The 22,112-nt window shown below is 41.1% G+C and carries 19 protein-coding genes; 5 read left to right on the top strand and 14 right to left on the bottom strand.

Annotation, left to right across the window (positions count from 1 at the left end; translation table 11 throughout):
- Positions 1-1,083 precede the first annotated feature (1,083 nt).
- Positions 1,084-4,077 carry an L-glutamate gamma-semialdehyde dehydrogenase gene (gene pruA, locus RMY32_RS10120; protein ID WP_322708572.1) on the top strand — a complete coding sequence of 998 codons (2,994 nt, stop codon included), beginning with the start codon at positions 1,084-1,086 and terminating at the stop codon, positions 4,075-4,077.
- Positions 4,078-4,451: 374 nt separating this feature from the next.
- On the opposite strand, the gene RMY32_RS10115 is transcribed toward pruA, so the two are convergent.
- Positions 4,452-6,671 carry an ATP-binding protein gene (locus tag RMY32_RS10115; RefSeq protein WP_322708571.1) on the bottom strand — a complete coding sequence of 740 codons (2,220 nt, stop codon included), beginning with the start codon at positions 6,669-6,671 and terminating at the stop codon, positions 4,452-4,454.
- A gap of 448 nt (positions 6,672-7,119) precedes the next feature.
- Here RMY32_RS10115 and RMY32_RS10110 point away from each other — a divergent pair, with 448 nt between their 5' ends.
- Positions 7,120-8,046 carry a cobalamin-binding protein gene (locus RMY32_RS10110; RefSeq protein ID WP_322708570.1) on the top strand — a complete coding sequence of 309 codons (927 nt, stop codon included), beginning with the start codon at positions 7,120-7,122 and terminating at the stop codon, positions 8,044-8,046.
- A 166-nt stretch (positions 8,047-8,212) separates the two neighbouring features.
- On the opposite strand, the gene RMY32_RS10105 is transcribed toward RMY32_RS10110, so the two are convergent.
- The 3 genes from RMY32_RS10105 to RMY32_RS10095 all read right to left on the bottom strand — a co-directional run bounded on the left by RMY32_RS10105 (position 8,213) and on the right by RMY32_RS10095 (position 9,474).
- Positions 8,213-8,515 carry a TMEM165/GDT1 family protein gene (locus RMY32_RS10105; RefSeq protein ID WP_099100177.1) on the bottom strand — a complete coding sequence of 101 codons (303 nt, stop codon included), beginning with the start codon at positions 8,513-8,515 and terminating at the stop codon, positions 8,213-8,215.
- A gap of 76 nt (positions 8,516-8,591) precedes the next feature.
- The gene (locus RMY32_RS10100) at positions 8,592-9,023 is read right to left on the bottom strand and encodes a TMEM165/GDT1 family protein (RefSeq protein ID WP_322708569.1); all 432 of its coding nucleotides are present in this window, start codon (positions 9,021-9,023) and stop codon (positions 8,592-8,594) included.
- 100 nt (positions 9,024-9,123) lie between these two features.
- The gene (locus tag RMY32_RS10095; protein ID WP_322673585.1) at positions 9,124-9,474 is read right to left on the bottom strand and encodes a YkgJ family cysteine cluster protein; all 351 of its coding nucleotides are present in this window, start codon (positions 9,472-9,474) and stop codon (positions 9,124-9,126) included.
- A 221-nt stretch (positions 9,475-9,695) separates the two neighbouring features.
- Here RMY32_RS10095 and psb30 point away from each other — a divergent pair, with 221 nt between their 5' ends.
- Positions 9,696-9,839 carry a photosystem II reaction center protein Ycf12/Psb30 gene (gene psb30 / locus RMY32_RS10090; protein ID WP_069068686.1) on the top strand — a complete coding sequence of 48 codons (144 nt, stop codon included), beginning with the start codon at positions 9,696-9,698 and terminating at the stop codon, positions 9,837-9,839.
- Between the two features lie 78 nt (positions 9,840-9,917).
- Here the strand turns inward: psb30 and RMY32_RS10085 are convergent, their stop codons facing one another.
- A complete protein-coding gene (locus tag RMY32_RS10085; RefSeq protein WP_322708568.1) occupies positions 9,918-12,038 on the bottom strand; it encodes a single-stranded-DNA-specific exonuclease RecJ in 2,121 nt (706 codons plus the stop codon).
- A gap of 81 nt (positions 12,039-12,119) precedes the next feature.
- Complete coding sequence (locus tag RMY32_RS10080; protein WP_322708567.1) at positions 12,120-12,545, bottom strand: hypothetical protein; 426 nt, start codon at positions 12,543-12,545, stop codon at positions 12,120-12,122.
- Between the two features lie 243 nt (positions 12,546-12,788).
- On the opposite strand from RMY32_RS10080, the gene RMY32_RS10075 reads away from it, so the two are divergent.
- Positions 12,789-13,040: a UPF0175 family protein gene (locus tag RMY32_RS10075; RefSeq protein ID WP_073645131.1), complete on the top strand. Its 252-nt coding sequence runs from the start codon at positions 12,789-12,791 to the stop codon at positions 13,038-13,040.
- Positions 13,033-13,527, top strand: a complete 495-nt coding sequence (locus RMY32_RS10070) for a DUF3368 domain-containing protein (protein WP_322708566.1) — start codon at positions 13,033-13,035, stop codon at positions 13,525-13,527. Before RMY32_RS10075 ends, RMY32_RS10070 begins: the two co-directional genes overlap by 8 nt.
- Before the next feature lie 195 nt (positions 13,528-13,722).
- Here the strand turns inward: RMY32_RS10070 and pstB are convergent, their stop codons facing one another.
- The 8 genes from pstB to cysH form a co-directional block, all read right to left on the bottom strand.
- Positions 13,723-14,550 carry a phosphate ABC transporter ATP-binding protein PstB gene (gene pstB / locus RMY32_RS10065; RefSeq protein WP_322708565.1) on the bottom strand — a complete coding sequence of 276 codons (828 nt, stop codon included), beginning with the start codon at positions 14,548-14,550 and terminating at the stop codon, positions 13,723-13,725.
- Positions 14,551-14,601: 51 nt separating this feature from the next.
- The gene (gene pstA / locus RMY32_RS10060) at positions 14,602-15,501 is read right to left on the bottom strand and encodes a phosphate ABC transporter permease PstA (RefSeq protein WP_322708564.1); all 900 of its coding nucleotides are present in this window, start codon (positions 15,499-15,501) and stop codon (positions 14,602-14,604) included.
- Positions 15,502-15,507: 6 nt separating this feature from the next.
- Positions 15,508-16,449, bottom strand: a complete 942-nt coding sequence (gene pstC, locus RMY32_RS10055; RefSeq protein WP_322708563.1) for a phosphate ABC transporter permease subunit PstC — start codon at positions 16,447-16,449, stop codon at positions 15,508-15,510.
- A gap of 49 nt (positions 16,450-16,498) precedes the next feature.
- Positions 16,499-17,500, bottom strand: a complete 1,002-nt coding sequence (locus tag RMY32_RS10050) for a PstS family phosphate ABC transporter substrate-binding protein (RefSeq protein WP_322708562.1) — start codon at positions 17,498-17,500, stop codon at positions 16,499-16,501.
- A gap of 82 nt (positions 17,501-17,582) precedes the next feature.
- Entirely contained in the window at positions 17,583-18,740 is a 1,158-nt protein-coding gene (locus tag RMY32_RS10045) for a sulfate ABC transporter substrate-binding protein (RefSeq protein ID WP_322708561.1), read from the bottom strand.
- Between the two features lie 357 nt (positions 18,741-19,097).
- Positions 19,098-19,682, bottom strand: coding sequence for a restriction endonuclease subunit R (locus RMY32_RS10040; protein ID WP_322708574.1), 585 nt, complete (start codon positions 19,680-19,682; stop codon positions 19,098-19,100).
- A gap of 168 nt (positions 19,683-19,850) precedes the next feature.
- A complete protein-coding gene (locus RMY32_RS10035; protein WP_322708560.1) occupies positions 19,851-21,104 on the bottom strand; it encodes an exonuclease SbcCD subunit D in 1,254 nt (417 codons plus the stop codon).
- 129 nt (positions 21,105-21,233) lie between these two features.
- Positions 21,234-21,959, bottom strand: a complete 726-nt coding sequence (cysH, locus tag RMY32_RS10030; RefSeq protein ID WP_322708559.1) for a phosphoadenosine phosphosulfate reductase — start codon at positions 21,957-21,959, stop codon at positions 21,234-21,236.
- Positions 21,960-22,112: the final 153 nt, after the last annotated feature.

The raw sequence follows: 22,112 nt of genomic DNA, 5'->3' as shown, positions 1-22,112 counted from the left end.
GGCGCTCGCCACCCGTTACTGATGTAGAGAAACTTGTATCATGAAAAGTACCCTGAAAGCTTTAACCGAATTAACAATAGTGCTTTTAAGCCTGCTATTGAGCGTGGTTCTGGGCTTCTATGGTTACTACATTGGTGAAGTGGTATTGCCACTATCCCGTTGGGAAGATTATCTAATAAGACCAGCCCAGGTCAGGGATCTCATCATGATTTAACCCTAGAGTTCAGATTAATTCTAGGCAATTTTGATGTGTAAAAATTTATGCAATGTAGAAATTTTCACCATTTTTAGCGTTTCTAGCCTGTATTGTGGAGCAAAGAGTTTCTCAGAAGATGAAAGTGGCTCATCAAGCCTAAGCGCGTAACTTTCGGAATCACTGCTCATTTCAACCCTTGTATTGCATTGCAAGCATTTAGCCCAACACACCTGCTTTTCTCAAGTCTGACAGATGGAAAAACTACATTTTTTGACCTTTCCTTCAAGTAATCTTGATATACTACTATTTGAAGTATAAAGACGGGTTGAATTCAGCTTTTGAGGCTAGGACTCACGCACTGAAGTCTGAAACCTAGATCCCCCCTAGCTCCCCTTGCCAAGGGGGTTGGGGGATCTGAGTGCGTAAGTCCTGATCTATTTAATCCACATCTGTAGTCGTGGCGCAATGCCCATTAATGTCAACTTCAGGTTAAAGCCAGTCTAGAAAAAGCTTTTAGCAGATTATCTCGTTTCCAGTCTCCGACTGAGAATGCCCCTGATTGAGGCTTTGCCTCCCTCTCCTCGCGGCAGAACCGCCAAGAGTAGCATTTCCAGCCAGAGGCTGAAAACGAGATTTTAAAAGGGTTTTGGCTTAAGTTGACACCAATGCACAATGCCTCTACGTTTGCCAAGCGTCCCGCAAGGAATATTTTTTAATTGCAAGTTCCTAGAACGCACGGCGTAACTACATCATTCAAAATCAATGAAATCCTTACGGTATAGTAATTACGAATTCCGCATAATTGGTGACAGCTAAATGAAAGCGTCAAAATAGAAGACACAGGCTTTGTACAAAAAGCCTTGCCTTGATTAACGGAGTTATTATCAGTGGTATTACAAGTACAAACAAGCACCTACGAAGCTAAAACTCAAGAAATTGCTAAACAACTTTTAGCCGCAACGCAGGAAAATCGTTCATTTTTTTCTTCCCTGCGGGATCAAATGCGTTGGGATGATAAATTACTAGCTTGGGCAATGAGTAACCCTGGCTTGCGGGTGCAACTATTTCGGTTTATAGATACGTTACCTGCTTTACACAGTAAATCAGAAATTGCCTCACATTTACAAGAATATTTAGGCGATGAATCTGTAGAATTGCCGGCAGCTTTGAAGGGAATGCTAAACTTTGCTAACCCCGACTCGATGCCTGGACAAGTTGCTGCTACAACCGTTGGTACAGCGGTTGAGACACTTGCCCATAAATATATTTCTGGGGAAAATATCAAACAAGTCATCAAAACAGTTGAACGACTGCGAAAAGAAAAAATGGCCTTCACCATCGACTTACTTGGTGAAGCCGTAATTACCGAAGCCGAAGCGCAGTCTTATCTAGAACGCTATCTAGAATTAATCCAACAATTGGTGAAAGCATCGAAGAATTGGGCAGTTATTCCGGCGATTGATGAGGCTGATGGCGAACCGATACCAAAAGTTCAGGTTTCTGTGAAATTAACGGCCTTTTATTCCCAATTTGACCCATTAGATGCTAAGGGTAGTGAAGAGCGAGTTAGCGATCGCATTCGGATTCTCCTACGTCGTGCTAAAGAATTAGGCGCAGCTGTACATTTTGATATGGAACAGTATGCCTATAAGGATATAACTCTCAGCATTCTGAAAAAACTCTTACTAGAAGAAGAATTTCGGCAACGCACAGATATTGGCATGACAATTCAAGCATATCTGCGTGATAGCGAACAAGATGCCAAAGACGTAATTTCTTGGTTGAAAGAACGTGGTTATCCCCTGACAATCCGCTTGGTGAAGGGCGCATATTGGGATCAAGAAACGATTAAAGCAGCGCAGAAGCATTGGCCGCAGCCAGTTTACAACGACAAAGCCGCAACTGATGCTAACTTTGAAACCATCACTCAATTGTTGTTAGAAAATCATCAATATGTGTATTCTGCCATTGGTAGCCATAATGTGCGATCGCACTCTCGCGCTATTGCCATAGCTGAAAGTTTAAATGTCCCCCGTCGTCGCTTTGAGTTGCAAGTCCTCTACGGTATGGGTGATAAAGTTGCCAAGGCTTTGGTTGATAAAGGTTATCGGGTGAGAGTTTACTGTCCCTACGGTGAATTATTGCCTGGAATGGCGTATTTAATTCGCCGATTGTTGGAAAATACCGCTAATAGTTCTTTTTTACGGCAAAATCTTGAAAATCGACCGATTGAAGAATTATTAGCGCCGCCGATTGTCAAAGAAGAAAAAAACTCTTTAACTCCTAACTCCTCACTCCTAACTCCTCACTCTCATTTCTCTGGTGCTGCTGATACCGATTACGCCGAGGAAGAGGTGAGAAAGAAGACAGCGCAAGCTTTCCAAAGCGTTCGTCAACAATTGGGTAAAACTTATTTACCACTGATTAATGGCGAGTATGTTAATCCACCGGAATTTGTTGATTCTCTGAATCCTTCTAAGTTCAGTCAGGTAATTGGTAAAGTTGGGTTGATTAGCGTTGAACAAGCTCAACAGGCGATGCAAGCTGCCAAAGCTGCCTTTCCTGAATGGAAGAAAACACCAGCTAAACAACGCGCTGATATTTTGCGGAAAGCCGGTGATTTGCTGGAACTCCGCCGCGCTGAACTTTCAGCTTGGATAGTTTTGGAAGTTGGGAAACCAGTTAAGGAAGCTGATGGAGAGGTTTCAGAAGCGATAGATTTCTGTCGGTATTACGCTGATGAGATAGAACGGTTAGACGAAGGTGTGAATTATGACATATCTGGCGAAACTAATCGTTATATTTACCAGCCAAGGGGAATTGCTGTAGTGATTTCTCCTTGGAATTTTCCGCTAGCGATCGCTTGTGGAATGACTGTTGCAGCTTTGGTTTCGGGCAATTGCACTCTCCTCAAACCTGCGGAAACTTCTTCTGTAATTGCAGCGAAACTCACAGAAATCTTGGTAGACGCTGGTTTTCCCAAAGGTGTATTTCAATACGTACCTGGTAAGGGTTCGCAAGTCGGCGCTTATTTGGTAAATCATCCAGATACTCATGTAATTGCTTTTACGGGTTCCCAGGAAGTTGGCTGTAGAATTTACGCAGAGGCGGCAATCTTAAAACCCGGACAAAAGCACATGAAACGGGTGATTGCGGAAATGGGAGGTAAAAATGCGATTATTGTGGATGAAAGTGCTGATTTAGACCAAGCTGTTGTCGGGGTAGTGCAATCGGCATTTGGTTACAGCGGACAAAAATGTTCTGCTGCTTCCAGGGTGATTGTGCTGGAACCGATTTATGATGCCTTTGTGCAACGATTGGTGGAAGCGACAAAATCCTTGAACATTGGGGAAGCAGAGTTACCGAGTACACAAGTTGGGCCAGTAATTGATGCTAATGCCCGCGAGCGCATTCGCGAGTATATTGAGAAGGGTAAGGCAGAAGCAGAAGTGGCGTTGGAATTACCAGCACCCGAACAAGGCTACTTTATCGGCCCAGTCATCTTTAGTGAAGTATCGCCAAATGCGGTAATTTCCCAGGAAGAAATTTTTGGCCCTGTGCTGGCAGTAATTCGGGTGAAAGATTTCCAGGAAGCGTTAGCAGTCGCCAACGGTACAAACTACGCCTTAACTGGCGGACTTTATTCTAGAACACCTTCGCATATTCAGCAGGCGCAGACAGAATTTGAAGTTGGTAATTTGTACATCAACCGCAATATTACCGGAGCGATCGTTGGACGGCAACCCTTTGGTGGATTCAAACTTTCGGGAGTAGGTTCTAAAGCAGGGGGCCCTGACTACTTACTGCAATTTTTAGAACCACGCGCGGTGACAGAAAATATTCAACGTCAAGGTTTTGCACCAATTGAAGGAGCAGATTAAACTTAAACCTTTCCCTGATTGGTCGCGGCAGGAAGCAGTGTTTCGACACAACGACCGGCTCAGTGCATAGCTAGGCTCAACAACTGGGCAGTATTCCAACTGAGCCTCCTGCCTCTCTTATTAAATTACAATAGGTAGTAACATCAAACAGAGTTTAATGAGTAATTTAGTTATAAAAGTTGCTGAATTACCTAAAGACTTTCCGGCAATTCAAGTAATTAGAAAATCAGTTTTTAAAGAAGAACAAGGGGTAGATCCCGCTTGATAATTTGATGGCAAAGATGAAATATCCGATCGTCTAATTGCTTATTTAAATGTGGAAGCTGTAAGTATTGCTAGAATAAGATATTTAGATGAAAATATTTTATGAGCAATTAACTAAAATATTTCATTAAAATTGACTCTAGCTGGACTATACGAATTGGCTTGATCAGGTAGTCATCAAAACTACCTGGTAGCATGGCGATTTCCTCTTCTAAAGGTTCGCTAAAGGTCATCATCACAATCGGTAAATGTTCCCGATAAGGCTCTTTTCTAAGGATATTCAGCAAATTCCAGATATGAATATCTTTTACTAACTGCAAATCAAAAAAAACTAAATTTGGTTGAAAGCTTTCTACCTGTTTCAAAAAGTCGTTAACATTATCTATCCACTTGACTTGGTAGCCAATTGTGTGCAGATAATCTTGCAATACTGTTGCTGTGTTTTCCTCTTCTTCTACAAGCAAAATAGTTTTATTTGTGGAGATGCCTGAAGAAGAGGAGGACGAGGTTAAGTTTGCTTCCTCTTCTGTCTCATCAAGATGATTTGTCTCATCTTCCCCATTTTCCGGATGCTCTGGATTTGGTAGAAACAGAGTGAACTGACTGCCCTTTCCTAAAGTTGATGTCACGGTAACATCTCCACAATGTAAACGCGCTAATTTCCGCGTCAAGGCTAAACCCAAACCAGTGCCTTCATACTGCCGATTTAACCGACTGTCAAGCTGTTTAAACGGTTCAAATAAAAATTGAAACTGACTTGAGTCTATACCAATGCCAGTATCTGAAACTGTAAACGTTATCCCTTGTGGCACTTTTTTGACTACCAGCGATACTTCGCCTGCTGGGGTGAATTTAATCGCATTAGTGAGCAAGTTGAGTAGCATTTGCTTGATGCGCCGCTCATCAGCAATGCAAATATCAGCTTCTTGGTCAATTTCATGTGTGAGTTGCAATCCCTTTTCTGAGGCGCGATCGCGCACTGTCCAGATGGCATAATTACATATATCTGCCACTGACAAAGATGATAGTAACAGTTCCTCTTTGCCTGCTTCTACCTTTGATAAATCAAGGATATCGTTAATCACTGCCAGCAGGTGTTCGCCACTACTATATATACAACTTACATATTCGTTCTGCTTTTCATTCAGAGAACCAACTATTTCTTGTTGCAATAACTGTGACAAACCCATAATCGCATTCAGAGGCGTTCGCAACTCATGGCTCATAGTTGCTAAAAATTCAGTTTTTGCTCGATTGGCAGCTTCTGCTGCTTCTTGAGAGGCACGTAGTTTCAACTCTGTTTGTTTACGTTCAGTAATATCCTCAATCATCGCTAGAAAAAACTCAGGTTTACCATTGCTGCCTGGTATAACAGAAACAGAGATATGAGTCCAAAGTAAGTTACCATTTTGATGCTGGCAGCATCTTTCTATCTCAATACGATGTCTTTCAACAAGCTGTTTCTGATGTTTGGATGGTTGCAAACCGTCCCTCGAAGTTTTCTTTAAGTCTGTGCGAATTCCTGACATCAGTTGTTTGTAAAGTTTTAAATCCTCCTTTTCTATGGAAATGTAATCTGTAAAGCATTTGCCGTATAACTCTTCTCGGCTGTATCCTAAAATCTCGCATAATGCCAGATTAGTATCAACTATCTGCCCTTTCATATCTATCAGGCCAATGCCGATAGAGGAACGCTCAAAAATCGCCCGAAATTGTGTCTCACTCTGTCGCAGTGCTTCCTGTACGACGTTTCGCTCACTCGCTTCTATAGCCAATGTCACAAAATCTGCAATTGAGCCAGCAAAACTCTCTTCTTCTAAAGTCCATTGGCGACCTTCACCTATGTGTTCGTGACACACTACGCCTACTAAATGACCCTCTAGCCAAATTGGTGCGTCTATTATAGATGTGATGCCCAAAACTGAAAGATAAGACTCGGATAATTCTTGGGTTCTGGGATCGTTTCTAGCATCATCTGCGGCAATAGTACGCTCCTCTTCTAAAGCCTGGAAATAAACAGGAAAATTTGTTTTTAAAAGCGAGTTACCAAAGGTATGCTTCTTATTCCTGACATCATACAAATCAATGCATTTAATTTTTGAACGTTCTTCATTATATAACCATACCCCAACTCGCTCTACTAACAGCGTCTGAGCAGCAGTTTCTGTAATTTCCCTCAACACCGCATTGAGATTACCTTGCTGAAATGTCTTGCTTCTTGCCAGTTGCACCAGCATCTGGCTTTGTTTTCGCCGACTATTTTCTCTGATTCGTAAAGCCTCTTGGGCCTGGTTGTGCTCTGTTATATTTCTAGCTGACACTACCTGCATTAGTTGCCCTCAAGAAGAAATAATTTGGACTTGCAGTTCTACGGAAAAAGTAGAACTGTCTTTGTATAACTACAATTACTTGCTATGGTTTTTCATAACCGGAAAGTATAATTTTTTTAACTAAATTTTATGATTCTGGCTAATTAGTTATAAGCTAGATTTTGCTGATTACTTCTGTTACTTCATACCAATAATTTTTGCCAGGGGATAATTAGCATTTCTAGTAATTTCACTATTAAGTAATTTTACTATCAAGTAGTATAAGTAGTATAGTATTTTTTATTTGAAACTGGGGAGTGCTAAAGACTTTTCCCAATACCCAATCTTTAGTACAATTTATTGCTTAGTACTGATTAGCAAAATACCCTTGATTCTCCTAGAGAAAGATACCTAATGGCTCAAATTCTGCCAAACTTAAGGTAACGGCAGCTTTTGCGGAGGTGGAGCGATGACAGATAGTGATGTAAGAATTGTTTCCCTGATTCCCGGTGGAACGGAGATTTTAGCGACACTAGGGTTGGTTAATGCTATTGTGGGGCGATCGCACGAATGCGATTACCCTCCAGAAATCCTCAATCGCCCCATTTGTACCCAAGCACGTTTAAATAGTGATGCCTCCAGCAGCCAAATTCACGACGACGTGAACAATTTATTGCAATCTGCTCTGAGTATTTATGAAATCAAAACAGATGTTTTAGAGCAATTGCAGCCTACCCACATTCTCACTCAAGACCAGTGCGATGTTTGTGCTGTCAGCTTACACGATGTTGAAAAGGCAGTTGCTACACTAATTGACAGTAAACCTCAGATTATTTCTTTACAACCCAATATTCTCCAGGATGTTTGGGCTGACATTGAACGAGTCAGCAACATCTTTGGCGTAGACTCGGTAAAAGTCTTAGAAAATTTAGAAGCTCGCGTCAAAATTTGTCAGCAAAAAATCCAAGGACTTTCTTTAGATGAACTGCCTACTGTCGCTTGTATCGAGTGGATCGATCCTTTGATGATCGCCGCTAATTGGATTCCTGAATTAGTTAACTTAGCAGGAGGACAGTCTTTATTTTGCGCTACAGGTCAGCCTTCTCCGATCTTGCCTTGGGAAACACTAGTAACAACTAATCCCGATATAATTATTTTTATGCCTTGTGGCTTTGATTTAAACCGCACTCGCAAAGAAGCTAATTTATTAACTCAACGTCCAGAGTGGGAAAAACTACACGCTACCGAAACTGGTAGAGTCTACATTACCGATGGCAATTCTTATTTCAATCGTCCAGGACCACGACTGGTAGATTCGCTAGAAATTTTGGCAGAAATTTTGCATCCAGAAATTTTTCAATACGGCTACAAAGGAACTGCTTGGGAACGTTTGTAAAAAAGAATTCAGAACTCAGGAGCAAAGCCAGAGACTCCGAAAGCTCCGGTCAGAATTCAGTATGAATTCAAGTCAGGCTGAGTGAGATTGGTTTAAAACCTTGACGCGTTCCAATCGCCCACAAAGACTAATTCTGATTCCTGGATTCTGAATTCTGAATTCTTGTTCAAGGTGTTTGTTCAGAATCTGCCGATGGTTCATTGTTAAATAACAGCAGACGTGCAGCAAGAATGGCAAATCCTACAGCCGCGATCGCTTTTAAAACCCGTGTAGGTAATAATTCGGCTACTGCACCCCCTGCTAACGATCCCAACAGGCTTGTCAACAGCAATGCGCCTGCTGCACCGAAAAATACTGCACGGGGAGAATTAGAACGTCCTGAAAGTGCGATCGCCGCTAGCTGACTTTTGTCACCCAATTCTGATAAAAAAACCGTAATAAAGCTCAGTCCTAATAAATGCCAATCCATATAATTAAGGGGCAGTGGGGAATTTTTCTAATGACCAACGATCTTGTACAGACGCGATTAATCGTGTCTCTACTAACTAATGACTAGTAAATACATCCCAAAACAGCATTAGAGAAATTACCAATAACATCACGCCAGCTGATTTTTCTACAGCTTTTGGGCTGAGTCGGCTGGCTATCCAACTACCTAAAAGTACACCTAATAAACTGGTGGTTATTAGGGCTGCCGCCGAGCCGATAAATACTACCCACGGCGAATGAGATTGTGCGCTCATTAACAAAGTGGATAGCTGAGTTTTATCTCCAATTTCTGCTAGAAAAATGGTTACAAAAGTCGTACCGAAAACTACTAGCGCTGATTGCTGCTTTTGAGGACTATCGGCAATTACAGGCCGAACCAAGGGAGCGATCGCAGGAGTTAAGTTAAAATCATTGCTGTCTTCCAGTTCTAGCTCGATCTCAGTGTGAGATATGCCAGAAATATCCAAAGGTGCAGAATCAAGTTTCACAAGCAGTAGTTTTGGTTTCTAGGGTGTTTTCATATTTCTATCATTTTCTCAGATTTTTGTCATAAATTGCAATCTCACACAAAAAAAGCAGAGTTGGATGTCAAAGGCCGACAGCTTGGTCGAAGCGTAGTATTTCTAAACTGCGATCGCCATAAACTCCTTCTATTTGCTGGCGACAGCAGTCAATAGCAAAATCGTTGACTTCTTCTGGTTCAACCCCATACATATCTTGAAACACTTCTGATTCCACACGGCAGAAGCGCGGACGATTGGGGTAGATGCGACATTCTCGCGTGGTATGGTCGAAATTAACGCACCATCCCCCTTCGCCTACCATGCTGAGGTAAAGTTCTAGTTCTGGTGGAGAGAGGTACTCTTCCAAGTCTGGACGCTCTGCTGGATCGAGATTACAACAGGCTCCACATTGCTTTACACATTGCCAAGTTGACATTTTGGATTAGGGATTGAAGAAGGGAATAGAGAACAGGGAATAGGGTACAGATTATTCCCTGTTCCCTATTCCCAATCCCTCTATTTTACGTTTTTATATCTTTTCTTATAATTTTGTTAAGTAAATTAAATCTAACAGTCCATAGCCATATATGATCGATTTCGGGTTTTCTAATTTAAGTTATTGAATTTTTTAAGACTATTGGCAGGAGAAAAGGAAAAATGTTTGACGCTGTGTCTGACTTGTTTAACGCTTTTACCAGTATCAATTGGGAAGTTATTTTCCAATTGTTGTCCGTGGCGCTCATCGTGATTGCTGGCCCAGCAGTAATCTTTGTGCTGGCATTTCGCAACGGCAACTTATAAGAGTGCTGAGTGCTGACTAAGGAGTTAACAGTTAAGAGTTAGGAGTGAGAAGTTAATAAAGAATTCATAACTCATAACTCATAACTCAGCACTCAGTACTGATAACGCCTGAAGGGCAGCTTGGATAATATTGTCATACTGTGGTTGAGAAATATTAACTTCTTTAGCGTTTTGACGATTAGTGCCCAGCAAACCAATTATATGTCCTGGCTGGATGGCTAAGACTTTACCTTCAGAATTTCTAATTCTTAATTCTGCTTCAATACCGTTTTTATAGAAACCACAAGTATATTGTCGCTGGTTGTATTCAAATGTGATGCTTGACTGGATAGGTGGCGAAGCAAAAAATTGTTGAATCTGAGTTGGCATTCTGACTCCGATTAACTCTAGCTCAATGCTAGTGTTACCGTTAAAGTAATTTTCTCGCAGTTTATAAGCGATATCCACTCGCGGTGGTAAACGGAAGTAGTCGCCCCAACGCCAAGCGATCACTTTAATTCTATATTCCTGATTCTCAACAGTTTGGGCAACGGTCAGTTTGATGTGACCCTTACCAACAATTTTTTGCTCAACCACTTGAACATTAGGTGTCCAGAAAACTGGATCGGGGTTGTCCATACCGCAGGGATGTAGAGCATTAAGCTGTTGATAAAGCTGTTGATTGATGTGATTGAGGTTGACTTCGGCATCAATTTTCAGCAGAGGCTTGAGATGCTGGGGTTCAAGACACTGGTTAGCAAACTCAATCAAACGCGATCGCAACATCTGTAAATTCTCTGCTGGTAGAGAGAATCCCCCGGCTGCTTTGTGTCCGCCAAATTTCCCTAGTAAATCGTGACAATATTCCAAAGCTTCAAACACATGAAACTCTGGAATTGAGCGTGCAGAACCGCGTATATGTCCCTCATCTTCATAAGTCCCAATAAATACAGGAACACCGTAGCGTTCCACCAAACGAGAGGCGACAATCCCAATAACGCCATGATGCCAATTGGGTTGAACAACAATTAATACACGGTCTTTATGTAGAGACGCAACAAATTCCGTCTCTACATAAGCGATCGCTTCTTGTTCAATTTGCTGACACATTTCCTGGCGAGAGGCGTTGACTTGTTCGCACTGCATTGCTCTTTCCAGTGCCACCCCCATATCATCTGTAGTCAGCAATTCAATTACAGTCTGGGGATTACCAATCCGACCTATAGCATTAATTCGTGGCCCCAAGCGAAACCCAATATCTTCAGGCTTAAGCGATTTTGGATTTTGAATTTTGGATTTTGGATTGGCAATTTTCTCCTCTGCTCCCCTGCTCCCCTGCTCCCCTGCTCCCTCATCTCTCGCCTGCACGCCGCCTACCTGAATCAACGCCTGTATTCCAGGTAAGTGGGATTTGGGTAAATGCTGTAAACCACGTTTTACCCAGCGACGATTTACGCCAGTTAAGGGGGCTAAATCTGCGATTGTTCCCAGTGTAAATAATGCTAGCATCGGTTGGATCAAGCCCTTAGTCTGGCCTAGCTGTTGTGCTAGAGAAACTGCCAAAATGTAGGCAACACCAACACCAGCAACACCCCGATAAGGCGAGGATTCAGCTATCAATTTAGGGTTGAGGATAGCGTTAGCTGGCGGCAATTTTTGGGGGATATCATGATGATCGGTGATAATCACTGCTAAACCAAGTTCTCTAGCTCTCGCTACTGGTTCAAACGCAGAGATACCATTATCGACTGTGAGAATTAATCCCACACCTTCACTGTGAAATTCTTCAACTATGCGTTTATTGATACCGTAACCTTCGTGCATCCGGCTGGGGATAGCATAATCTACTTGTGCGCCTAAAGTGCGGAGACTACGCAAAAGTAGAGCAGTGCTGGTCATTCCATCAGCATCGTAATCACCACAAATAGCAATTTTTGTTTGAGAAGCGATCGCATTTTCCAACAATTCCAAACTTATCGCCAAATCTGGGAAATCTTCTAACGGCGAAGGTAAGATTAAAGACTCTGGATTTAAAAATGCTTGTACCTGTTCTGGTGTTTCCATACCCCGATTAATCAATAACTGGCTGACAATCGGTGAAAGATTTGTCAAAACCGCTAACTTTTGGGCAAATTCTGGTTTCTGTGGATAGATTTGCCAGCGCTGATCGGGTAAGCGCCTGCTAGGTTTTGATAGCTCAGATACAGGTCGGTGTAGCACAATACAAGTCAGGAGTTATTAGTTAGGAGTGTTGAATTTAAAATTTTTTCTTAACTTATAACTAATAACATTATTTGCTATCTAAAACACGTTTATTCTGCCATCATCCATAATATATAACGAGCGATCGCCCGGAGAGCGCCAAGTCGGACGGAGTTCTAGCCGCAATGTACCAAAGTTAAGTTTAGAGACAATTGCTTGTAGTGATAAACCTGTTTCGCTCCAAAATATCAGAGATGTATTTGGTTCTGTACCTTCTATTTGTCCTAAATTTAATTTCTGCCCTGGACTTAGGGATATTGCATCAGTCCCAGAGGGTTTTTGAATTTTGATCGGGTTAGGTGTGCTATTTACAACTTCAACTCGGATGTGTTGCCCAGGTGTAAACTGAATTGGGTGCGACCCACACTTAGAGGCACAAGTTCGAGCGAAAGTGGCACTAGGATTATTAATTGATGCAACTAGAATGGTAGCTGCAAGTAAAGCAAATGACATAGGTTTAAACATAATACACAGTATAAGTACTAAACTGAAATATTACTTCAATTTAGTACTATTAAGCCTCAGCATATTTTCCAGAATTAAGCTAAATGCAAAGTCATCATTCTTCGATAAGCGATTTAATTGTGATTTAGCCAGTCGTCGAGTTGTTGTTGAGTCACTACTGGAGCGATCGCTTCGCTATGCTAGTTGGACTGGTGTAAGCCATAATCAAGACAGAATTAGGAATCAGGAACACAGAAGTGAATCATGCACATCCTATCCCTTCATTATCCCGATGATTTGCTTATTACCTCCGGTAAATCACCCCAAGCGTTAGAAGCAGAACTCACATTTTTGCTTGCAGTCAAACTATTTGAGCTACGCAGACTATCGCTTGGTAAAGCCGCCGCCTTTTGCAGCATGAACAAACCGCAGTTCATGTACGAACTAGGACGTTTGCAAATCCCTGTTATCAACTTGGATGATGACCAGATCGCCGACGAATTGCGCGATGATTAACTCTGTCATCGTTGCCGATAGCAGCCCTCTCATTTCCTTGGCAATTATCGCGCAACTGGAACTTTTACCCCAACTTTATCAGCGAATATTACTTCCCACAGCCGTATGGGATGAAGTAACAATCCAAGGTGTAGGTTTACCTGGCGCACAAGCCGTCAGTCAGTTAACTTGGTTGGAAATTCAGGCCCCTGAAGCCCTGATATTAGAACCATTATCAATCCTAGTCGATCGTGGAGAAGCTGAAGCTATTGCCTTGGCTCAGTCCACTCCAGATAGTACGGTACTTTTGGATGATGCTCAAGCACGAAGGGTTGCAGAACGCTTAGGAATTCGCCGGATAGGTACTCTTGGCATTTTGCGTAAGGCGAAAAAAGCAGGCTTGATTGTTGAACTTAAAGTATATATTGAGAAGTTACGCACCAATGGAATTTATATCCGACCTAGCCTCATTGATGCAGTGCTACGGGATGTCGGAGAAATAGATTAATCGCGGGTTCAGATAAAACTCAAACAAAATTTTTTGAGTGTTATGCAGCATAGTGTGACTCTTCTACGCATTATAGATTGAGTCTGTAGTGCGATCGCTATTTTCGTGAGTCTGGTATCACAAAACAAAACCCTGTACAAAATTTACCTTATTGTACAAGGTTATCTATTATCCTAAATACTTAGGATAAGCTCTTTAACCGAAGCGTCCACTGATATAATCCTCAGCTTCTTTGGTTTGAGGAGAACTGAACATTTGCGCTGTCGGATTAAACTCAACTAATTTGCCGCGGCGTTTACCATGCTCGTCAATTTCTGTATTGAAGAAAGCCGTGTAATCTGCCACTCTAGAAGCTTGCTGCATATTGTGTGTCACCATAATGATGGTGTATTGTTCCTTGAGTTCTAAGCAGAGTTCTTCTACTTGGCGGCTAGAAATTGGGTCGAGAGCAGAACATGGTTCATCCATCAATAATACATCTGGCTTCATGGCGATCGCACGCGCAATACAAAGTCGTTGCTGTTGTCCGCCAGATAATGCAGTTCCCTTCTCTTTGAGTTTGTCTTTGACTTCATCCCAGATAGCAGCGCGTCTGAGAGAATCTTCCACCAATTCATCAATGTTACCTTTATAACCGTTAGCCCGCGGCCCAAAGGAAATATTTTCGTATATTGACTTGGGGAAAGGATTCGGTCTTTGAAAAACCATTCCGACTTGGCGGCGTAATTTTACAGAATTGATCTTCGGATCGTAAATATTGCGATCGCGATAATTCAGTCTACCCTCAACTTTAGCTCCAGGGATTAAATCATTCATCCGATTGAAGCAACGCAGTAAGGTACTTTTACCACACCCTGAAGGCCCAATAAAAGCAATAATTTGTTTTTCAGGAATCTTTAAATATACATCTAAAAGTGCCAGAAATCCTCCATACAATACCTTTACACCTTCAACACTAAAGACGCTCTTATCTTGGTCGATTGTGGCACTATCTGATTTACTTCTACTATTGCTATAAGTCATTTGGTTGAACTCCAATATCTGTGAATCTATCCAAATTAGATATTTAATTACCTAATTTATTGAGAAGCGTTGTCGAATATAAATTGCAACACCATTTAAAGCTAAAATCAAAATTAACAACGCAATAATTGTGGCTGCTGCTGCACTAGCAAAACCCGGTTCGGGACGAGTTATATAACTGTAAATTTGAATGGGTAATGCCATAAATCTCTGAAACAAACCAGGGTTAAAGGTGAGAAAACCCACAGCACCGACAACAATCAGAGAAGCTGCATCACCTATAGCGCGCGATATAGAGATAATCACCCCCGTCAGAATACCGGGAACAGCATAAGGTATGACATGATTGCTAATAGTTCGCCATTTTGTGACACCTAATCCGTAAGAAGCATTTCTCAGAGAATCTGGAACAGCGCGAATTGCTTCTCTAGCTGTCACAATAATTACTGGTAAAGACAACAAAGATAAAGTCAATGCACCGGAAATCAAAGCAGGGCCAAACCCAAGCAGATAATTGAAAACCCCTAAACCCAGCAATCCATAGACGATAGAAGGTACACCCGCCAGATTACTGATATTAATCTCAATAATCGCTGTCCACCAAGCTTTAGGTGCATACTCTTCTAGATATAAAGCTGCTCCGACACCAACAGGGACAGTAACTAAAATCACAACCAACCCTAAAAGAATGCTGCTGACAATTGCAGGACGGATACCACCTTGGTCAGGAAAACGAGAAGGAGTTTCTGTGAGAAAGCCGGGTGATAAAAATCTGCCTAATCCGTCTTTCAAAATATCAAAAAGTAGCAACGCTAGGACAAATAAACCAATCAGCAATCCTAACAAAAAAAGTACTTCAAATACTTTCCCTAATGTCTCTCTACTTTCAACATTATTGGTAAATTCTGCCGCCGAATCGAGAGAATCATCTTGTTGATAACTTGTAGCCATATCTATTTAGTCGTATTTTTCTTTAAAGCGATTAGCAATCCAGAAACTCACAATATTCAAAGCAAGGGTAAGTAGAAATAAAACAGCGCCTACAGCATATAATGTTTTGAAATTGAGGCTACCGCGTGGACTATCTCCACCAGAAATTTGTGCCATGTAGGCTGTCATTGTTTCTACTGATTCGGCAAAGTTGATAGTTAGTCTTGGTTGCTGTCCGGCGGCGATGAGGACAGTCATTGTTTCACCCACAGCTCGAGAAATACCCAAAATAATCGAGGCGATGATTCCAGAAAGTGCGGCTGGTAGAACTACTTTAAAAATGGTTTCCAGTTTAGTAATACCTAAAGCATAAGATCCTTCTCGCAAAGAACGTGGAACTGCTCGGATGGCATCTAAGCTGATAGAACCAACGGTAGGAGTAATCATTATCCCCATCATCAATCCCGCACTCAAAGCGTTGAATATTTCCAGAGGGATAACATTTCGCAGTAATGGTGTTAGGAACAACAGAGCAAAGTAACCATATACTACTGTAGGTACTCCTGCCAAAAGTTCCACTGCCGGACGTAAAATAGCTGCTACTTTGGGTTGAGCATACTCACTTAAATAAATCGCAGAAGATAAACCTAGAGGAATAGCAACCGCCATTGCAATAGCTGTAGTTAAAAAAGTGCCATTAATTAAGGGCCAAATGCCAAAATGTTTCTCTGCAAATAGAGGTGTCCATTTAGTATCAAGAAAGAATTTGGCAAAGGAAACTTCTTGGAAAAAACTGAATGTCTCCTGAAAGATAATTACGACAATACCAAAAGTAGTCAAAACCGAAACTAAAGCACAAGCAAATAAAATTACCGCAACAATCTTTTCAGATATATCTTCAGATGGATTTTTATCCAGACAGTCTCTGGATTGTAGATAAAGACCATCTTGAGAATTAGTATTTTGCATAAACAATTAATTTCTCACTAAAATTAAACTACTATGCCTGAGACTTTATTTAAATAAAGTTTGTGATCGGTTCACCTGGTTTTGCTTTTTTAAACTTTGTCCCAGTTTCACCAGTAGCAAATTTTTGTTTGACTTTAAGGTAAGCTTCATCAGGTAATGCTACATAACCTACACTATCTACCCACTTCCAAGAATTTTCTAGATAAAAATCTACAAATTCTTTGACTGCTGGCTTAGTATCTAAAGATTTTTTGCTGACATAGATGAAGAGAGGACGAGACAAAGGTGTATAGATATTTTTAATTACATTATCCACTGGAACTGGTTTTTCACACTTTCCAGTAAGACTTTCTACAGCAACTAAATTCAGTTTTTCTTGATTTTGAATGTAGTAAGATATCCCAACATAACCCAAGGCTGTTACATCACCTGACACTCCTTGTACGAGAAGGTTTTGATTTTGAGTGGCAGTGTAGTCTGTACGGCCATTCTTGGCTTTGCCAGTCACAGCTTGAGTCATATAATCGAATGTTCCCGTATCAGAAGATGGAGCATATAGCTTTAGCTTTTCGTTAGGAAACTTGGGATTAACTTGATTCCATGCCAATATTTTCCCGTCGGATTTGCCGCCCCAAATCTTGCCTAGTTCCTTAATAGTTAGACATTTGGCAAAGTTATTTTTACGGTTGGCAATCACGGCGATGCCATCTAAAGCTACAGGCAACTCAACAAAGTTAATATTTTTACTTTGACATTTTTTGATTTCTTCATCTCTAATGGTGCGAGAAGCACCAGCTATATCAATATCGCCATTACAAAATTTACTGAAACCACCGCCAGTGCCACTTGAGGCAACGCTAACTTGAGCCTCAGGTTTAACTTTACCGTATTCTTCTGCAACTGCTAAAGAAATAGGAAAGCCTACAGCTGCACCATCAATACTCACTTGACTTTTCAATTCTTGCCCACCGTTACAACCACTGATACTGCTGGCAACAAGCATTAAAGATGTTAGGAAAAAGCTATCCTTAAATCGGCTACGAAAGCTCATAAAATTATCAATTTAAAAATGACTGTGAATTACTTATGCTTGGCTATCTGCAAATAAAGAATGTTGCATTAAAAAATACATATCATGCTTTGTTTGCAGCTTGCACTTTGTCAAAAATTGCTCCATCTCCAAAAAACTTTTTTTGAATAATATCCCAGCCACCTAAATCTTGAGATGTGAATAAAGTTTTAATTGGTGGATGTTGTGATGCTACTTCTTGGCTAACGGTGGGATTAACAGGACGATATTGTAATTTGGCGAACTCTCGTTGAGCTTCTGTAGAGTAAAGAAAATCAACAAATGCTTGTGCAACTTCTCTTGTACTGTGTTTATCGACGTTTTTATCAACTACTGCCACAGGATTATCAATAGAAATATTGACTTGGGGTACAACATAAGGCAACTTCGTCCCATTTTGTCCTGCCAAAATTACCTCATTTTCGTAGTTAATTAAAACATCCCCCTCACCTTTTTGGAAGAATAAATTGCTAGCCTCACGGGCATCTTTCGTTAGAGTCGGGATATTTTTATAAACTTTGGTGACATAATCTAGCGCTGTGGCTTCGTCACCACCTGTTAGACTCACCGAACCCCAGAAAGCCAAGAATTCCCAAATAGCAATACCAGAAGTTTTTGGGTTGGCGGCAATCACTTTCACGCCATCTTTTGCTAAGTCTGCCCAAGTATTGATACCTTTAGGATTGCCTTCACGGGTGACGATCGCAGCAACCGATTTACTAACAATACCATTTCTGGGAGCTTCGGTTTCCCAACCTGATTTAATCAAACCTGCTTGTTGAATTTTGCTGACATCCAAGGGAAGTGCTAAGTGTACTATATCTGCTTCTTGCGAACCGTTAATGACAGCAGCCGCTTGAGCGCCAGAACCTCCATAACTTTGCTCAAATGTAACGTTTTGGTTGTGTTCTTGCTTCCACTTTTCGATAAATTTGGGAATTATCTGGTCATGAGCGGCTTTGGTGACAGAGAAAGATACAAGTTTTAGCTTAACATCATTTTTGCTAGCTGAACTGCTTCCAGAACAGGAGGCAACTGCTATACTCAAAAAAATACTTGCTAAAAACAGACTCACAAAGCTTTGTACACTGCGTCCATTCAACCAACTTTTAATTGCGTGTTGATACCGGAGTTGTATACTCTGCAAAGCTTTGATGACATAAGCCTGTATTCCTTCACTTAGAAATTTACTTAATTGTGTCGGTTGTTGCGACTTGCTCATTAGAATCACCCCTAAATCTACGGTATTTCTACACGGATACCGTGATTATGAGAATTATAGGGTATATAGAATAATATTTATCATCTGGATTAATTTTTTTTTTACTCAATGAGTAATTTACGATCAAAAGTAGCAAATAAATCTGATTTACCAACGCATTTCAGAAGACAGTTTTTTTGCTGGAAAGCAAAACAATCTGATTGCATACATAATATTTGCTGAAAATATGTGATTATTAATACAAAACAATAATGGAGGCTCGATATCTTAACTGATTAACTGATGTAGCGTAGACGTGTAGCTATTGGTCGCCAGACATCGCCCCTATTATGAGAACATATAATCAAGCAATAAGGTTTAGGCACCCACCAACTGAGTCAGGCGTTTCAATATACGTGACACGTCGTACAATTCATTTCCAGGGTTACGCATCAAAAAACCCTTTGATAAAGCATAACGTGGTGGATTTCCTTTCACTAATTTAACGAAAATAAACTCGCTTCCCGTGGCAATCATACCAAAACTAGGTTGATCGTTATCTTGATTTCCTAATAGATAAGCAAGAATTTGTGCGAGTCCTTGTTCTACTGAAAACGAAGCTCTTTTAGACTCAATAATCATTAGCCAAAATTGCTCTTTTAAAACTAAGGTATCTATTCTACCTTTGATAATTACATCTTCATCTGGCACAGCAATATCTATAGATTCTTCTGATTTTACATAATACGGAGCTAGATAAAAATCCCCAATAAAAAGCAATGGGTCTACAACTGCCATTCTGACTACATCTTCTAGTAAAGGTGGGTAATCAAGAAGATTAAAATAACCCGTTTTTACCTTATCTAAAAGTTGTTTATCTAAATCATTAATTTCTGGTAAATCTTCTTGCCATTCCCAAAAGAATGAGCCATCCAAAACTAACTCAATACTAAAGTTATCAATTAAATAACGTCAGTCGATGACTTTTGCTGGGATTGTTTGCGTCATATATTTTGGAGAGTGGAAAATAGGGCTTACACAAAATACCTCTATAACTCTGATTTCTCCGTGCCCTTTGCGCCTCTGCGGTTTGTTATTCCATAATAATTGTTAATTACAAATTATTTTATCCTACTCATTAGTTGCTGCTTCCAGCCAAACTTCCACTTCATCTGCTAGCAACTTTTGTGCTGCATCCATCATTGAAGTTGCGATATCTTTAAGGTCTTCGCGGTTATTCAAGTAAGTTTTTAAAGCTTCCATTGGGTCGATGCTACTACTTGCGCTCAATTCAGGAATTCGGGGTCTGGCTAATTGACTGACTAATTCTGCTTGAATGGTGTAGGTATGAGCGGGACTTAAAGCACTATGTAGAGAAGAACTATCAATTAAATCCATCTGTTCGGAGCGGAGTTTGTAAATTAGCCGCACTACAGCATCTTGAATATCATACTTGGCGATCGCTTTGATTAACACCGCTTGCGGATCGTCTGCTTTTGAGACATCAACTTCAATGGTGCGGAAAGTCCGAACTGTTAAAGGGCAAAATTCCCACTCAACGCTTCCCCGCTCCAGTTCTATCATCACATAGCCTTTGTCTTCTTTTTCTTCACTAAAATCTACCCGCTCAATACTCCCTGGATAAATCACCGGCGGGTTGTTAGATTTATTCAGATTTTGGTGGCGGTGGACGTGTCCCAATGCTACATAATCAAAACAAGGTCGCGTCAGCAAAGATAAGGGCAGAGTAAAGCCTTTACCCACCGCTAAAAATCTTTCTGCGCCCAAGCTAGCATTGTCAGCCATCAAGTGAGCCAAAAGGATAGTAGGTACATCTGGGTCAAGACGGCGAACTTCCCCTTCTAAAACAACTCGCAGACGTTCCGTTAATAGTTGGTTGACTTCAGCCAAAGATAAACCTTCAGTCTCTTGGCGAGTCATCAAGGTGGAACGGGTTAGCCAAGGCAGGGTAATTACTTGCACTTTGCCATTACGGGTTTCGATACAGTGCGTAGTTAATGTATCACCAACAACAAACCCTGGCACTCCCAAAGTGCGGTAAATATTTAAACTCGCTCCTCCCTGTCCTTGGGAATGTTGGTCGTGGTTGCCTACCAACAGCACTGTCGGAATATTGGCATCCATCAGACGGCGAAACTGGCTAGCAAACGCTTGTTGTACATAAGGCGGTGGTGTAGCATCCGGGAAAGCATCGCCACCAAATATCACCATATCAACGGCATCTGTCAGCGCTCGGTCAATACATATAGATAGAGTATTGACAAAATCCTCCAACCGTGTATTTAATCCCGTTTCTGGATTAATTCGTCCGTGGGAAAAGCCGCTTCCCATGTGGATATCGGAGAGATGGAGGATTTTAATCATATTTGTCCTTTGTTCTTAGTCATTTGTCCTTTGTCTAATACTAATTACAAATGACTAAATGAGTCCTTAACCGTTTGTCCTTTGTCATTTTTGACCAATGACTAATGACTAATGACAAATGACCAATGACTAAATATGAATTCCACATTCTGTTTTTTCACTTCCCCGCCAGCGTCCGGCGCGTTCGTCTTCGCCTTCGCCTACTTTGGTGGTAATCGGTTGGTCGCCGATGCTGGGATAACCTTGGTCGTGGAGGGGGTTGTAGATGACTCCATGTTCAGCTACGTAAACCCAACTATCTTGGCGTGTCCAAGTAGCTATGGGATTTACTTTCAGCCGACCTTTATTATCAAATTCAAATATGGGCATATTTGCACGGGTTACTGCTTGGTCACGGCGGCGACCGGTAATCCAAGCAACGCTGTTGAGTTCGTCTAAACCCCGTAATAATGGTTCGATTTTTGTAATATTGTGGAATTGGGCAATATCCGTGTCCCAAAGTTTATCGCCGTATTTGGCTTCAAAGGCTTCGCGGGTGTCTACGTCTGGAGTTTTGAAAGTTTGCAAATCCAGATTATAGATTTGTTTGGCTTTGGCAACTAATTCTAGGCTTTCAGGGAAGTGGTGCAAAGTGTCGAGAAAGATTACAGGAACGGGATGCTTCAGTTCGCTGTAAAGAATATGGGTAATTATCATGTCATCCACGTTAAAGGCGCTTGTTTGCACCAGTCCCGTTGGGATATTCTCTATAGACCATGCCAGTATGTCTTTGGGTGTGGCAGTTTCAAATTGCTCATTTAATTTTTCTAAGTCAAAAGCGATCGCTTGATTTCTAGATGCCGTGGAGACTGTCATGATAATCTTCTATTCAAATATTTTCTACCTTGATTAATATCGATCTTACTGCATCAAGACACGTATTCCGCTCGGAGATAAGGTAATTATTTTGGGTGGAAATTACTACATTTTGAAAATGGGGAATGGGACAAGAAAATAACTACGCCATTT

It is taken from the genome of Nostoc sp. ChiSLP03a (assembly GCF_034531215.2).
Classification (GTDB): domain Bacteria; phylum Cyanobacteriota; class Cyanobacteriia; order Cyanobacteriales; family Nostocaceae; genus Nostoc.
The sequence above is the reverse complement of the archived record's forward strand: the minus strand, read 5'-3'. Positions and strand labels throughout refer to the sequence as shown.

What these genes read in the sequence shown, in the direction of transcription:
- RMY32_RS10110 (WP_322708570.1), top strand. Translation starts at nt 7,120, where the DNA reads ATGACAGATAGTGATGTAAGAATTGTTTCCCTGATTCCCGGTGGAACG.
- pstA (WP_322708564.1), bottom strand. Translation starts at nt 15,501, where the DNA reads ATGGCTACAAGTTATCAACAAGATGATTCTCTCGATTCGGCGGCAGAA.
- RMY32_RS10080 (WP_322708567.1), bottom strand. Translation starts at nt 12,545, where the DNA reads ATGTTTAAACCTATGTCATTTGCTTTACTTGCAGCTACCATTCTAGTT.
- RMY32_RS10105 (WP_099100177.1), bottom strand. Translation starts at nt 8,515, where the DNA reads ATGGATTGGCATTTATTAGGACTGAGCTTTATTACGGTTTTTTTATCA.
- psb30 (WP_069068686.1), top strand. Translation starts at nt 9,696, where the DNA reads ATGTTTGACGCTGTGTCTGACTTGTTTAACGCTTTTACCAGTATCAAT.
- pstC (WP_322708563.1), bottom strand. Translation starts at nt 16,449, where the DNA reads ATGCAAAATACTAATTCTCAAGATGGTCTTTATCTACAATCCAGAGAC.
- RMY32_RS10115 (WP_322708571.1), bottom strand. Translation starts at nt 6,671, where the DNA reads ATGCAGGTAGTGTCAGCTAGAAATATAACAGAGCACAACCAGGCCCAA.
- pstB (WP_322708565.1), bottom strand. Translation starts at nt 14,550, where the DNA reads ATGACTTATAGCAATAGTAGAAGTAAATCAGATAGTGCCACAATCGAC.
- RMY32_RS10095 (WP_322673585.1), bottom strand. Translation starts at nt 9,474, where the DNA reads ATGTCAACTTGGCAATGTGTAAAGCAATGTGGAGCCTGTTGTAATCTC.
- RMY32_RS10045 (WP_322708561.1), bottom strand. Translation starts at nt 18,740, where the DNA reads ATGAGCAAGTCGCAACAACCGACACAATTAAGTAAATTTCTAAGTGAA.
- RMY32_RS10050 (WP_322708562.1), bottom strand. Translation starts at nt 17,500, where the DNA reads ATGAGCTTTCGTAGCCGATTTAAGGATAGCTTTTTCCTAACATCTTTA.
- cysH (WP_322708559.1), bottom strand. Translation starts at nt 21,959, where the DNA reads ATGACAGTCTCCACGGCATCTAGAAATCAAGCGATCGCTTTTGACTTA.
- RMY32_RS10075 (WP_073645131.1), top strand. Translation starts at nt 12,789, where the DNA reads ATGCACATCCTATCCCTTCATTATCCCGATGATTTGCTTATTACCTCC.
- RMY32_RS10035 (WP_322708560.1), bottom strand. Translation starts at nt 21,104, where the DNA reads ATGATTAAAATCCTCCATCTCTCCGATATCCACATGGGAAGCGGCTTT.
- RMY32_RS10070 (WP_322708566.1), top strand. Translation starts at nt 13,033, where the DNA reads ATGATTAACTCTGTCATCGTTGCCGATAGCAGCCCTCTCATTTCCTTG.